Origin of the sequence: Streptomyces sp. NPDC056373 (assembly GCF_042262425.1) — a bacterium.
GTDB lineage: Bacteria > Actinomycetota > Actinomycetes > Streptomycetales > Streptomycetaceae > Streptomyces.
This window is the reverse complement of record NZ_JBHJPX010000024.1, coordinates 61445-75480: the sequence shown is the minus strand read 5'-3', so window position 1 is coordinate 75480 and position 14036 is coordinate 61445. Positions and strand designations below refer to the sequence as shown.

Genomic DNA, 14036 nt, shown 5'->3' with positions numbered 1-14036 from the left:
GCGGCTGCTGAGGGGAACGTGGCGGGACGCTTGTCCTTCGTCGATCGCTACCTGGCTGTCTGGATCCTCGCGGCCATGGCCGTGGGGCTCGGCCTGGGGCGCCTGGTCCCGGGCCTGGGCGACGCTCTGGCCAAAGTGACGGTGACGGGCGTGTCCCTGCCGATCGCCCTGGGCCTGCTCGTGATGATGTACCCGGTGCTGGCCAAGGTCCGCTACGACCGCCTCGACACCGTCACCCGCGACCGCCGCCTGTTGCTCCCGTCCCTGTTGCTGAACTGGGTCGTCGGCCCGGCGCTCATGTTCGCCCTGGCCTGGCTGTTCCTGCCGGACCTGCCCGCTTACCGCACAGGCCTGATCATCGTCGGCCTGGCCCGCTGCATCGCCATGGTCATCATCTGGAACGACCTGGCCTGCGGACACCGCGAAGCCGCCGCCGTCCTGGTCGCCCTGAACTCCGTCTTCCAGGTGATCGCCTTCTCGGCCCTGGGCTGGTTCTACCTCTCCGCCCTGCCCGGCTGGCTCGGCCTGGAACAGACCGGCCTGAACGTGTCGGTGTGGGAGATCGCCCGCAGCGTGCTCATCTTCCTCGGCATCCCGCTCGCGGCCGGCTACCTCACCCGCCGCATCGGCGAGAAGACCAAGGGCCGCACCTGGTACGAAGCCAAACTCATCCCGCGCATCGGCCCCTTCGCCCTCTACGGCCTGCTCTTCACCATCGTCATCCTCTTCGCCCTGCAAGGCGACGCCATCACCTCACACCCGCTGGACGTCGCCCGCATCGCCCTGCCGCTGCTGGTCTACTTCGCCGTCATGTGGGCCGGGTCCATGGCCCTGGGCCGCGCCGTCGGTCTGGACCACTCGCGCGCCACAACGCTGGCCTTCACCGCTGCGGGCAACAACTTCGAATTGGCCATCGCCGTCGCCATCGCCACCTTCGGAGCCACCTCCGGCCAGGCACTCGCCGGCGTCGTGGGCCCCCTCATCGAAGTGCCCGCACTCATCGGCCTGGTGTACGTCGCCCTGCACGCGCGCCGCTACTTCACCGCCCCGGCCACCGCCCCCGCACCTCAGGAAGACACAGCCCATGCCTGACACCACCACCCCGTCCGTCCTGTTCGTCTGCGTCCACAACGCCGGACGCTCACAGATGGCCGCCGCCTTCCTCACCCACCACGCGGGCGACCGCGTCCAGGTCCGCTCCGCAGGCTCCGCCCCCGCCGACACAGTCAACCCCGCCGTGGTTGAGGCCATGGCGGAAGCGGGCATCGACATCACGGCCGAGGTCCCCAAGGTGCTCACGGTGGAAGCGGTCCAGGCGTCCGACGTCGTCATCACGATGGGCTGCGGGGACACCTGCCCCGTCTTCCCCGGCAAGCGCTACCTCGACTGGGAACTCCCCGACCCTGCCGGACAGGGCGTAGAAGCGGTTCGCCCGATCCGCGACGAGATCGAAAAGCGCATCCGCGGCCTGGTCGACGAGATCGCCCCGGCGAGCCAAGCATGAGGTGCGGAATACCTGGCCCCAGTCTTCGTCGGTGACGGCTGAGACGAGTGCGGGATGGGACCAGAGGTCCGTGCGGAAGTCCCCCATAGTTCCAATATAGGGCGCTCCTATAGGGCTTGGGATGGGAGTAAGTGGCGCCTGGCGCAAGGGTCTTCCCGCAAGGACCCCGGCGACCGTGCGACCGGTCCCGGGGCGTGGCCGACGCTACTGAGGAGCGCCGACGTGAGAGAGATCAGGTTCCCGGGACCCGCCTGCCCACCCCCGGCGAGTCCGCCGGTCTGTGGGACGGTTGAGCGGTGGCTGGCATCCGCCCACCCGTCCCCCGACACCGTGCTGGGGGAGTGGAGTAGTACTGCCAAGCTCGCCGTGCTTCCGTTGGGGACGGCCTTCGAGGCGGTTCGCCTGCCCGAGCGGATCGTGCATCGGGCGGTGGCCAGCGTTGACCCGTACACGGTGAGCGATCGGCTGGCCCGGTGTCTTGCCGGCGCCCCGGTGATCCGTGATCCCGGCTTCCGCCGCTACTACGCCCTTGTCCCGCCCGGCACCTCACAGACATGGTGCGAACCGGCCGCTCAGTGCCTGGGCGAGGGCACCTATCTCGGTGTGCCGCGAGGTGACCACACCGAGTTCGATGAGTGGGCGAAAGCGTCGTACTGGGCGTCGAAGGGCCCCACCGCGAACGGTGGGGCCCTTCGACATCGTGCCCGGTGAGGCACTGGCGGAGGATACGAGATTCGAACTCGTGAGGGGTTGCCCCCAACACGCTTTCCAAGCGTGCGCCCTAGGCCTCTAGGCGAATCCTCCGCTGGGAACATTACATGACCGAGAGGAGTGCTCGCGAACTCGTTCCCCGCCCCCGACATCAGGTAACCTTGGCGCAGCCCCTCACGCGGCGCTATCTGACTGAACTCCCCCAGGGCCGGAAGGCAGCAAGGGTAGGTCGGCTCTGGCGGGTGCGTGGGGGGCGTCTGCGTTCCCGGACCAGACAGACCTCCCGGCCGGGCCGGGCCCGATGTCACTGGGCGCCTATAACCTCGTATGCGTGTCGTCTCTCGCTCTGTACCGCCGCTACCGCCCCGAGACCTTCGCCGAGGTCATCGGGCAGGAGCATGTCACCGACCCGCTGCAGCAGGCGCTGCGGAACAACCGGGTCAACCACGCGTACCTGTTCAGCGGGCCGCGCGGCTGTGGCAAGACGACCAGCGCGCGGATCCTGGCCCGGTGCCTGAACTGCGAGCAGGGGCCCACGCCCACGCCGTGCGGTGAGTGCCAGTCCTGTCAGGACCTCGCCCGCAACGGCCCCGGCTCCATCGACGTCATCGAGATCGACGCCGCTTCCCACGGTGGCGTGGACGACGCCCGCGACCTGCGCGAGAAGGCCTTCTTCGGCCCGGCCCGCAGCCGGTACAAGATCTACATCATCGACGAGGCCCACATGGTCACGTCGGCCGGCTTCAACGCGCTGCTCAAGGTCGTCGAGGAGCCGCCGGAGCATCTCAAGTTCATCTTCGCGACCACCGAGCCTGAGAAGGTCATCGGGACGATCCGGTCCCGGACCCACCACTACCCCTTCCGGCTCGTGCCCCCCGGCACCCTCCGGGAGTACCTCGGGCAGGTCTGCCAGAAGGAGACCATCCCCGTCGCGGAGGGCGTGCTCCCGCTCGTCGTACGCGCCGGCGGCGGGTCCGTGCGTGACTCCATGTCCGTCATGGACCAGCTCCTCGCCGGCGCCACGGCCGACGGTGTGACGTACGCCATGGCCACGGCCCTGCTCGGATACACCGACGGCTCCCTCCTCGACTCCGTCGTCGAGGCGTTCGCCACCGGGGACGGAGCCGCCGCCTTCGAGGTTGTCGACCGCGTGATCGAGGGCGGGAACGACCCCCGCCGCTTCGTCACCGACCTCCTGGAACGGCTGCGCGACCTGGTGATCCTCGCCGCCGTTCCGGACGCGGCGGAGAAGGGGCTGATCGACGCCCCCGCCGATGTGATCGAGCGCATGCAGGCCCAGGCCGGCACCTTCGGCCCAGCCGAGCTGAGCCGTGCGGCCGACCTCGTCAACGAAGGCCTGACCGAGATGCGCGGCGCCAACTCGCCCCGCCTCCAGCTCGAACTGATCTGCGCCCGCGTCCTGCTCCCCGCCGCCTACGGAGACGAGCGCTCCGTCATGGCCCGCCTCGACCGGATCGAGCGCGGCGTGAACTACTCCGCCGGCCCCGCCGGCATGCCCGCCATGGGATACGCGCCCGGGCCGGAGGGCCACGGGGGAGCGGCCGCCGCGGTTCAGGGGGGTGGCGCTCCGGTTCAGGGGGGCGGTGCCGCCGCGGCCCAGATGGGTGGTGGAGCTCCGGTGCCACCGGGCGGTGGCCCGGCCGCGGCCCGTGCGGCGGTCCGTGCGTCCGGAGCGCCGGGCAACGGCGGTGGTGGTGGTGCCGGTGGAGGCGGCCATACGGCACCTGCGGCAGGTTCCGCCCCTGCGGCAGGTTCCGGCCCTGGGACAGGTTCCGGCCCTGGGACAGGTTCCGGCCCTGGGACAGGTTCCGCCCCTGCGGCCGGGTCCGGCTCCTCGGCGGCGGGCCAGGGCACGTCGCCGTCGGCACCAGGCACGCCCCCGGCCCCTGCCCCCGCTCCCAGCACGCACGGCGGGCCCTCCGCCCCCGACGGGCCGGATCCCGCCCGGGCCGCCGCCGAAGCCCCGGCCGCCTCCGCTCCCGCGGAACCCGCCCAGTCGGCCCCGGCCCCGGCCGCCCCCGGCGCCTGGCCCACCGCCGCCTCCGCCGGAAGCGGCGGCCGTCGCCCCGGCGGCTGGCCCACGGCAGCCTCGGGCGGCCCCGCCTCGAACACCCCACCGGCACCCACCCCGCGGACGAGCGCCCCCGCGCCCAGCGGCCCACCGGCGGCCCAGCCCTCGGCTCCGGCCCCGACGGCTCCGGCCCCCGTCCCCGGTCCCGCTCCCATGGGCGGTGGCGGGCTCGACCCCCGCATGCTCTGGCCGAACATCCTGGAGGCGGTCAAGAACCGCCGGCGCTTCACCTGGATCCTGCTCAGCCAGAACGCCCAGGTGGCAGGCTTCGACGGCACGACCCTGCAGCTCGGCTTCGTCAACGCGGGAGCGCGGGACAACTTCCTGAGCAGCGGAAGCGAAGACGTGCTGCGGCAGGCGCTGGGCGAGCAGTTCAACGTCCAGTGGAAGATCGAGGCGATCGTCGACCCGTCGGGCGGCTCCGCCCCTCCGGCGCCGGGCGGCGGCCCCTCCGGGTTCGGCGGCGGTGGCGGTCACAACGCCTCCGGCGGTCCCGGCGCAGGCAGCCACAGCTCCGGCGCTGGTGGCTACGACTCCGGCGGCGGATACAGCGCGGGTGGTGGATACAGCGGGGGCAGTGGATACAACGCGGGTGGCGGTACGGCCACGGCCCAGCGCTCCGCCCCGCCCTCGTCGGCTTCTCCGACCGCTCCCGCCCAGCAGCCGAGTGGCCCCACTCCCGCCGCGACCTCGACCCCGGCTTCCTCACCGACCGCCTCCGTCCCGCAGCCGTCCGCCCCGCAGCCGCGTCACGTCTCCGTCGAGGAGGACATCCCCGAGGACGACGACCCAGACCTCGACGAGTCGGCCCTCTCCGGCCAGGAGCTGATCGTCCGGGAGCTGGGGGCGACGGTCGTAGAGGAGTTCACGAACGAATAGCCCGGGGCCCGCGACCGGCCGGCCCGGAGCCGACGACCGACGAGCCCGGAGCCGACGACCGACCAGCTCGGAGCCGATCGACCAGCCCGGCACGAACGAACGCCCCGGGCCCGCGACCGGCCAGCCCGGCAGGAACCACCACCCCGGGCCCGCGACCGACCAGCCCGGCAGGAACGCCCCCCGGGCCCGCGACCGGCCAGCGCGACCCCGCACGTGGAGACCCCCAGCCGCCAAGACACTCGCACCCGTCTTGGAGGAACCTCCAGCTCAAGATCCCCCCTCCCTTCGGAAGCCCGCACAAGGAGAAGCCGGCGGCTCCCGTTAGGCTGACCCCCGTGAAGGTCCTCGTCATCGGCAGCGGCGCCCGCGAACACGCCCTGTGCCACTCCCTGTCCCACGACCCCGACGTCACCGCGCTGCACTGCGCGCCCGGCAACGCCGGCATCGCCGAGGTCGCCGAGCTGCACCAGGTCGACGCCCTGGACGGCGCCGCCGTCACCGCGCTGGCCACCCGTCTCGGCGCGGAGCTCGTGGTCGTCGGCCCGGAGGCCCCGCTGGTCGCCGGTGTCGCCGACGCCGTGCGCGACGCGGGCATCCCGGTCTTCGGCCCGTCCGGCCCGGCCGCGCAGCTCGAAGGCTCCAAGGCCTTCGCCAAGGACGTCATGGCGGCGGCCGAGGTGCCCACGGCCCGGTCGTACGTCTGCACGACGGCGGAAGAGGTCGACACGGCCCTCGACGCCTTCGGCGCCCCGTACGTCGTGAAGGACGACGGGCTCGCCGCCGGCAAGGGTGTCGTCGTCACCGACGATCTCGAAGCGGCCCGGGCCCACGCGGCGGCCTGCGAGCGCGTGGTCATCGAGGAGTACCTCGACGGCCCCGAGGTCTCCCTGTTCGCCGTGACCGACGGCGAGACAGTCGTACCGCTCCAGCCCGCCCAGGACTTCAAGCGGGCCCTGGACGGCGACGAGGGCCCCAACACCGGCGGCATGGGCGCGTACTCCCCGCTGCCGTGGGCCGACCCCAAGCTGGTCGACGAGGTGCTGCAGACCGTGCTGCAGCCGACCGTGGACGAGATGCAGCGGCGCGGCACACCGTTCTCCGGCCTGCTCTACGCCGGTCTCGCGATCACCTCCCGGGGTGTCCGCGTGATCGAGTTCAACGCCCGGTTCGGCGACCCCGAGACCCAGGTCGTGCTGGCCCGGCTGAAGACGCCGCTGGCGGGTCTGCTGATGGCGGCCGCCACCGGCAACCTCGCCCACCTGGAGCCGCTGCGCTGGAGCGACGACGCGGCCGTGACCGTGGTCGTCGCCTCGCACAACTACCCCGGCACCCCGCGCACGGGCGACCCGATCACCGGTCTGGACGAGGTCGCCGCCCAGGACGCCCCGCACGCGTACGTGCTGCACGCCGGCACCCGGCAGGAGGCCGACGCCGTCGTCAGCGCGGGCGGCCGCGTCCTGTCCGTGACGGCCACCGGCAAGGACCTCACCGAGGCCCGCGACCGCGCCTACACGGCCGTCGGCCGCATCCGTCTCGACGGCTCCCAGCACCGCACCGACATCGCCGCGAAGGCGGCAGGCGCGTAACCGACGCCCGCGCCCGGCAGGCGAACCACCGCCGCCGATGAACCCCACAGGCCCCGGATCCGTCTCAGGATCCGGGGCCTTGCATCTGGAGTCGGCAGTGGCCTTGCAGAGGGAGCCGGCAGTGGCCTGACGTGCGGGCGAGGCAGTGGTCTCACGTATCGGGAAGCAGTGGCCAGACGTGTGGGGAAGGGGTGGCCTGAACTGTGCGGGAGACGGGGGCCTGATGCTCACCGTCCGTCACTCACCTCTCCCCAAAGCCATTCCATCGGGTGACCGATGCCGCATCCGGCTGACGGGGGGCGGAGCCCCAACTAGGGTGCGGCGCAAGCGTTCCGGCACTTGGCCCACCGGCATTGCGATGTCAGTGGCGGGTGCCACAGTGGGGGAGTGAGCAAGGCAAGCATCGGGTCAACGGGGAGGGGGTGAGGTCGGTCGTGACCGGAATGGGTGTGGAGGCAGGCGCGCAGGTCGCGCGGGCACGCGCACTGGCCGTGCTGCGCATCCGCAGTCGTGCCCTGGCCGTGGCCCTGCTGCCGGCCGCCGTCGCCGTGATCCTGCTCGCGGGCGCCGCCGGTGACCGTCTGGAGGGCCCCGGCTGGGACGCGGCCCGGGCGGTGCTGACACCGGTCGCGGCCCTCGTGCTGCTCGCCGCGGCCGGGATCGCCCTGGTCGTCGCCCGGGCCCGGCCCGCCATGAGCCCGACCGTCCCGGTCGCCGAGGAGGCGGCCCCCGATCTGTACCGGATGGTGCGCGACCTCGCCGACCGCCTCGACGTCCCCGCGCCCTCCGCGATAGCGCTCACCCCGGACTGCGACAGCTGGCTGGAGGACCGCACCCACCGGTCCCACGCCCCGCCGCCGGTCGAGGAGCACCAGGACATAGCGGGGGCGGGCAAGCAGGCGCAGCGCCGGCAACCCGTCGCGCCGGTCCTCGTCATCGGCTCCCCGTTCCTGTGGTGGATGCGGGTCGGCGAGCTGCGCGCGGTCCTCGCCCCCGTCATCGCCGGCACGGGGCCCTCGGCCCACCCGGACATAGCCGCCGCCCGGCGCTTCGTCCGGGGCCTGGACGCCGCGGTGGCCGTGGCGTCGGAGCCCCGCCGCGACCCGCTGTCGCGGGCGGTGCTCGCCGGGGTCGGCCGGGTCGCCCGGCTTCTGCTGCGCGGGTGCCGGATCCATGCCGCCGAGATGGAGCGGGGCGTGGCGGCCGCGGCCGCGGAGCGTGCACAGGCTGTGGACTACGGGCTGCGGATCGTCGCCCAGGAGCAGGTGGGCCTTGCCTACGCGGGTTGGGACCGGCTGCTGACCCGGGTCGCGCTGCCCGCCTGGCGGATGGGCCGCTGGCCGTCCCGGCTGGACGCCGGTGTGGTCGCGGCGCTCACGGAGCTGTCCCGGCGCGACCGTCTGGCCGAGGGCTTCGCGTCCCGGCTGGGTGAGCGGCCGGCCTGCGATCTGCTGGAGGAGCCGGGCACGGTCGACGAAGCCGCCTCCCTCCTCGCCGCCCGCCTCTTCCACGGCGGCCCCGCAACACCCGGGCCCGACTGGTCACCCGTGGACTGGAGCGACTATCCGGACGAGGTCGTGGACCGCAAATGGCGCCTCGACGCGGCCCGGCTGCACCGCGTCCTGGACGCGATGGGCGTCCGCCCCGCCACCGGCCCCGCGTCCTCCGCCACCGACGCCCCGACCCTGTCCCGCGTCCTCGACCACCTCACGGCCACGGGCCCCGCGGGTACGACCGGGACCGCCCGAGCCGGCGGCCCCGCAGCGCCCCCGCCGGCGGAACCGGCCGCGGCCCGGACGGCCGAACGGACCGCCGAGGACCGGACCGCCGAACAGACCGCCGCGGGCCCGACGGCCGGCCCCGCACACCCGCCCGGTTCCAGACCGGACACCGCACCGCCCGAAGCCCCCGGCACACCCGATCCCGGCCCCGGAGGCACCACAAGCACCACCACAGGCATCAGCACAAGCACCACAAGCAGCCCCACGAGCACCACAAGCACCATCCCGGGCACCGCCCCGGACACCACCTCACCGGACCTCCTGGACGACGAGGACCTCTCCGGTACGACGGCCCCCAGCGCCACGCTCGCCGCCCGGCTCAGCGCCGAACTGGCCAGGGAGGAAGCCGCTCCCTCCCCGGCAGGGCCCCCCGCACCGGCGTCGCCGTCCCCCACCACCGACCTCGCCGCCCTCTGGGACGACCGGGCCCTTCCCCTCTTCCCCCTCCAGCCCCCGCGCACCGCCCGAGAGCTGCTCGCCGACCACCTCACCGCGATGGTCTGCTGCGCCGCGATGGACACCGCCGGTGCGACGCCGGGTCTGGACTGGCTGGACGGCCCCACCCTCCTGGTCGACGGCGAGCGCACGGCCGATCTGGCGCCCAAGATCCTCACCCTCATCGAGGACGGCGACGCCGCCCCGCTGCGGGTCTGGCTGTCTCAGCTCGGCATACGCCCGGAGAAGCCGGTTCGCCTCGGCTGACACCGGAGCGCCCACTTCCGGTTCTGGCCAATTCGAAACGAACAGTGACGAAGTGCGTGCGTTATGTGATGTGCTTGGACCGTTCGCGTGTATGGCAAGAGCGTGCGACATACGACAAACACATAGGCGCGAACGCGCCGCACCCACCACGGAAAGGCGCCCGCACCACAGGACACCGCACCGGCCACAAGCCACACCGGCACGCATCACCACGGGGGTCAAGGGGAGGGGAAGCAATCATGGGTTCGGAGCAGATCCGCCGCTGGGAGTCGGGAGCGCTGGCACATGCCGTGACGGATCCCTTCGGACAGGGCCCCGTTCCGTGGCTGCGCGGCAACGTGACGTACTTCGACGACTCGGGCCAGGTCGTCCCCTGGTACGTGGACCAGGACGCGTCGAATCCGCCGAAGAAGGGCAGCCGCTCGGGCGGCCCCCGCGCGGCCGACGACGTGAACCGCCAGATCAAGGGCTTCACCTCCACCGGCGCGGTGGCGCCCGGCGAAGCCATCGACTTCCACATCACCGTCGACCCGCCGCAGCAGTTCGCCGTCGACATCTACCGCATCGGCCACTACGGCGGTGACGGCGCCGCGAAGATCACCACCAGCCCGCGCCTGTCCGGCATCGTCCAGCCCGCGCCGCTCACCGCGGACCGTACGGTCTCCTGCCACCACTGGTGGCTGTCCTGGCGGCTGCAGGTCCCCTCGTACTGGAACATCGGCGCGTACGTCGCCGTCCTCACCACCGCCGACGGCTACCGCTCCCACGTCCCCTTCACCGTCCGCCACGACCAGCCCGCCGACCTGCTGCTCGTGCTGCCCGACGTCACCTGGCAGGCGTACAACCTGTATCCGGAGGACGGGCGCACGGGCGCCAGCCTCTACCACGCCTGGGACGACAAGGGCCGGCTGCTCGGCGAGTCCCAGGCTGCCACGACGGTCTCCTTCGACCGCCCGTACGCGGGCGCGGGCCTCCCCCTGCACGTCGGCCACGCCTACGACTTCATCCGCTGGGCCGAGCGCTACGGCTACGACATCGCCTACGCCCACGCGAGCGACCTGCACGCGGGCCGCGTCGACCCCACCCACTACCGCGGCCTGGTCTTCCCCGGCCACGACGAGTACTGGTCGGCCGCCATGCGCACCACCGTGGAGCGCGGCCGTGACGCCGGCACCTCGCTGGTCTTCCTCTCCGCCAACTCCATGTACTGGCAGGTGGAGCTGGGCCCCTCCCCGTCCGGCGTGCCCGACCGGCTGCTGACCTGCCGCAAGCGCCAGGGGCCGGGCAAGCCGGTGCTGTGGCGGGAGACCGACCGGGCGGAGCAGCAGCTCCTGGGCATCCAGTACGCCGGGCCCGTCCCCGAGCCGCACCCGCTGATCGTGCGCAACGCCGGACACTGGCTGTGGGAGGCCACCGGGGCGCACGAGGGCGACGAGATCGAGAACCTCGTGGCGGGTGAGGCGGACCGTTACTTCCCGCGCACCGCGCTGCCCGAGCACGAGGAGCGCACGCTGCTCGCCCACTCCCCGTACACCGGCAAGGAAGGCGCCGCGCGCCACCAGGAGACGTCCCTGTACCGGGCCCCCTCCGGCGCATGGGTCTTCGCAGCAGGAACGTTCGCCTGGTCCCCGGCCCTGGACCGGCCCGGACACGTGGACGGACGTATCCAGCGGGCCACCGCCAATCTCCTGGACCGCATCTGCAAACGCGACTGACCCACTGTCCGTGATCGGGCTCGGATACGGGAGAATCGAGCCACTTGGACAGAACCACGGGGAGGAACCGTGTCCGGATTCGTCGAAAAGCCCGAGCCGATCCAGGTTCCGGGCCTGGTGCATCTGCACACCGGCAAGGTGCGCGAGCTGTACCGGAACGAGGCGGGCGACCTCGTGATGGTCGCCAGCGACCGCATGTCCGCCTACGACTGGGTGCTGCCGACCGAGATCCCCGACAAGGGCCGGATCCTCACGCAGTTGTCCCTGTGGTGGTTCGAGCGGCTGGCCGACCTGGTCCCGAACCACGTGCTGAGCACGGAGCTGCCCGACGGCGCCCCCGCCGACTGGGCGGGCCGCACCCTGATCTGCAAGTCGCTGCGGATGGTCCCCGTGGAGTGCGTGGCCCGCGGCTACCTCACCGGCTCGGGCCTCGCCGAGTACAACGAGACCCGCACGGTCTGCGGCCTGGCCCTGCCGGAAGGCCTGACCGACGGCAGTGAACTGCCCGCCCCGATCTTCACCCCGGCCACCAAGGCCGCCGTCGGCGAGCACGACGAGAACGTCTCCTACGAGGAGGTAGCCCGCCAGGTCGGCGCGGACACCGCGGCCCGGCTGCGCCAGGCGACCCTCGCGGTCTACTCGCGGGGCCGGGACATCGCCCGGGAGCGGGGCATCATCCTCGCCGACACCAAGTTCGAGTTCGGCTTCGAGGGCGACGACCTGGTCCTCGCCGACGAGGTGCTCACCGCGGACTCCTCCCGCTTCTGGCCGGCCGACCAGTGGCAGCCGGGCCGCGCGCAGCAGTCGTACGACAAGCAGTTCGTCCGGGACTGGCTGACCTCGGCGGAGTCCGGCTGGGACCGCAAGAGCGAGCAGCCCCCGCCCGCCCTGCCCCAGCAGGTCGTCGACGCCACCCGTGCCAAGTACGTGGAGGCGTACGAGCGCCTGACCGGCACGAGCTGGTCGTAGGACCCGGCCGTCAGGACAGTCCTCGGGACAGTCCCCAGGACACGAAGAAGCCCCCCGGCCGGAACCGGGGGGCTTCTCGATGGAGCGAACGACGAGGTTCGAACTCGCGACCTCAACCTTGGCAAGGTTGCGCTCTACCAACTGAGCTACGTTCGCATGCGCCGTGGCGCGAGAACCACTATACCCAACCTCGCTCCCGTGCGAGCCGTACCGCCGCATGCCGGTTCTCCGCACCGAGCTTCGAGGCGGCCGACGACAGATAGTTCCGCACGGTGCCCTGCGACAATGCGGCCCGCTCGGCGATCTCCGCGACGGGCGCTCCGTCGGCGGCGAGTTCCAGGACCTCCGCCTCCCGCGCGGTCAGCGGCGAGTCCCCGGCGGCGATCGCGTCGGCGGCCAACTCCGGGTCGACGTAACGGTTCCCGGCGTGCACGGTCCGGATGAGCTCCGCGAGCCGCTGCGCGCTCACGGTCTTGGGCACGAACCCCCGCACACCGGCCTGCAGCGCCCGCTTCAGATGTCCGGGCCGCCCGTGGCTGGTGACGATGAGCACCTTGCAGCCGGGCAGTTCGGACCGCAGGGATGTGGCGACCTTCACACCGTCGGCGCCGGGCATCTGGAGATCCAGCACGGCGACATCGGGCCGGTGCGCCCGGGCCATCGCCAGCGCCTCGGGTCCGGTGGCCGCCTCGGCGATCACGACGAGGTCGTCCTCCAGGGACAGCAGCGCGGCGAGCGCCCCGCGGATGAGGTGCTCGTCGTCGGCGAGCAGCAGCCGGACGGGCTCCACGGCCGTCATGGGGTGACCTCGCTCACAGCACGTGCCGTGGTGGCGGCCGGGGCGGCGCCGGAAGAGGTGGAGGGCGACGGCAGCGGAACCTGCGCCGTCAGCCGGAACAGCCCTCGTCCCAGGGGCCCGGCCTCCAGGGTCCCGTCGATCTCCGCCAGCCGCTCCCGCAGCCCGGCGAGCCCCGAGCCGGACGGTCCGGACCCGGACTGCGCCCCCGTCTCGCTCGTTCCGTCGTTCTCCACGGACAACACCACCCGCCCCTCCAGCACCCTTAGTCGTACCTCGCACCGTCGCGCGTCCCCGTGCCGCAGCACGTTGGTCGCGGCCTCCCGGACCACCCAGCCCAGGGCGGACTGCACCGCGGGCGGCAGGCCGGCCGCCGGCACCCCGGCGACCGTGCAGTCGATGCCGGCGGCCGCCAGCACCCCTTGCGCGCCGGCGAGTTCCGAGCCGAGGTCGGCCTCCCGGTAGCCGCGCACGACCTCCCGCACCTCCCGTTGCGACTCCTGCGCGAGCCGCTGCACCTCGACCATCTGCGGCACGGCCTCGGGACGTCCCCGCTGGGCGAGCTGCACGGCCAGTTCGCTCTTGAGGGCGATCACGGCGAGATTGCGCCCCATGACGTCGTGCAGATCCCGCCCGAACCTCAGCCTCTCCTCGGCGACGGCGAGCCGGGTCCGGGTCTCGCGGGCCTCGTCGAGCTCGTAGACGGAATTGAGCAGCCACACCGAGAAGACGGCCGTGAAGGCGATGAACACGCCGCCGATCAGCACGATCAGAGATGTGAAGAGCGCCGTGAGCGCGGGGGCGCCGAGCGCGGTCGCCACCACCCAGGTGCCCGCCGCGAAGCCTCCCGCGATGCCGAAGGCGCGCCGCCGGGAGCGGACGCCGAGCGCGATGATGCCGGGACCGAAGATCAGGATCACTCCGAAGACGCCACCGGCGGCGGTGTCGATGCCCTCGCGTTCGGGTCCGAGCTCGGCGAGTCCGATCGCGGCGGCGGCGATGGCGGCGGTGACGGCGGCCAGGGTCCACATCAGTCCGGTGGGCTGGGGCCTGCGGCCACGGGTCCAGTCGACCGCCCGCGACACGGTCACGAAGCAGAGGGCCGCATGCACGGCCACCACCAGCATCACGGCCGAACCCAGCCGCGGCCCGAGCGGGGCCACGGACGTGATCCCGACGGAGAAGAACTCCATCACGGCGAAGAAGTGGAACGACCACCGCGTGTACGACTCGACCTTCTCCGGCGTGGTCTTGTGCCGCCACCACCTGCCCGGCGTGCGCATGCGCCCCGTCACTCCCCT

Annotated in this window: 9 protein-coding genes, 2 tRNA genes and 1 other RNA gene; 8 read left to right on the top strand and 4 right to left on the bottom strand. The window is 72.7% G+C overall.

The window, feature by feature from the left end; all coding sequences use genetic code 11:
• Positions 1-18: 18 nt before the first annotated feature.
• Together arsB and ACFCXS_RS36405 are read left to right on the top strand one after the other, a co-directional pair.
• Positions 19-1092 (top strand): ACR3 family arsenite efflux transporter, encoded by a 1074-nt coding sequence (gene arsB / locus ACFCXS_RS36410; protein ID WP_376647632.1) that lies wholly within the window; start codon positions 19-21, stop codon positions 1090-1092.
• Complete coding sequence (locus ACFCXS_RS36405; protein WP_376647631.1) at positions 1085-1504, top strand: arsenate reductase ArsC; 420 nt, start codon at positions 1085-1087, stop codon at positions 1502-1504. Before arsB ends, ACFCXS_RS36405 begins: the two co-directional genes overlap by 8 nt.
• 716 nt (positions 1505-2220) lie before the next feature.
• Here the strand turns inward: ACFCXS_RS36405 and ACFCXS_RS36400 are convergent.
• Positions 2221-2308: transfer RNA gene (locus tag ACFCXS_RS36400), tRNA-Ser, on the bottom strand.
• 72 nt (positions 2309-2380) lie between these two features.
• On the opposite strand from ACFCXS_RS36400, the gene ffs reads away from it, so the two are divergent.
• The 6 genes from ffs (at position 2381) to ACFCXS_RS36370 (ending at position 11939) form a co-directional block, all read left to right on the top strand.
• An RNA gene (gene ffs, locus ACFCXS_RS36395) (signal recognition particle sRNA small type) lies at positions 2381-2477 on the top strand.
• Positions 2478-2546: 69 nt separating this feature from the next.
• Entirely contained in the window at positions 2547-5186 is a 2640-nt protein-coding gene (locus tag ACFCXS_RS36390) for a DNA polymerase III subunit gamma and tau (RefSeq protein WP_376647630.1), read from the top strand.
• Between the two features lie 335 nt (positions 5187-5521).
• Positions 5522-6772 (top strand): phosphoribosylamine--glycine ligase, encoded by a 1251-nt coding sequence (purD, locus tag ACFCXS_RS36385; RefSeq protein ID WP_376647629.1) that lies wholly within the window; start codon positions 5522-5524, stop codon positions 6770-6772.
• 443 nt (positions 6773-7215) lie between these two features.
• Entirely contained in the window at positions 7216-9255 is a 2040-nt protein-coding gene (locus ACFCXS_RS36380) for a hypothetical protein (RefSeq protein WP_376647671.1), read from the top strand.
• A gap of 239 nt (positions 9256-9494) precedes the next feature.
• On the top strand, positions 9495-10970 hold the full coding sequence (locus ACFCXS_RS36375) for a N,N-dimethylformamidase beta subunit family domain-containing protein (RefSeq protein WP_376647628.1): 1476 nt from the start codon (positions 9495-9497) through the stop codon (positions 10968-10970).
• Positions 10971-11039: 69 nt separating this feature from the next.
• Positions 11040-11939 (top strand): phosphoribosylaminoimidazolesuccinocarboxamide synthase, encoded by a 900-nt coding sequence (locus tag ACFCXS_RS36370; RefSeq protein ID WP_376647627.1) that lies wholly within the window; start codon positions 11040-11042, stop codon positions 11937-11939.
• A gap of 80 nt (positions 11940-12019) precedes the next feature.
• Here the strand turns inward: ACFCXS_RS36370 and ACFCXS_RS36365 are convergent.
• The 3 genes from ACFCXS_RS36365 to ACFCXS_RS36355 form a co-directional block, all read right to left on the bottom strand.
• A tRNA-Gly gene (locus ACFCXS_RS36365) sits at positions 12020-12095 on the bottom strand.
• A 22-nt stretch (positions 12096-12117) separates the two neighbouring features.
• Positions 12118-12738 carry a response regulator gene (locus ACFCXS_RS36360; RefSeq protein WP_376647626.1) on the bottom strand — a complete coding sequence of 207 codons (621 nt, stop codon included), beginning with the start codon at positions 12736-12738 and terminating at the stop codon, positions 12118-12120.
• The gene (locus tag ACFCXS_RS36355; protein WP_376647625.1) at positions 12735-14018 is read right to left on the bottom strand and encodes a sensor histidine kinase; all 1284 of its coding nucleotides are present in this window, start codon (positions 14016-14018) and stop codon (positions 12735-12737) included. The genes ACFCXS_RS36360 and ACFCXS_RS36355 overlap by 4 nt, the downstream gene beginning before the upstream one ends.
• Positions 14019-14036: the final 18 nt, after the last annotated feature.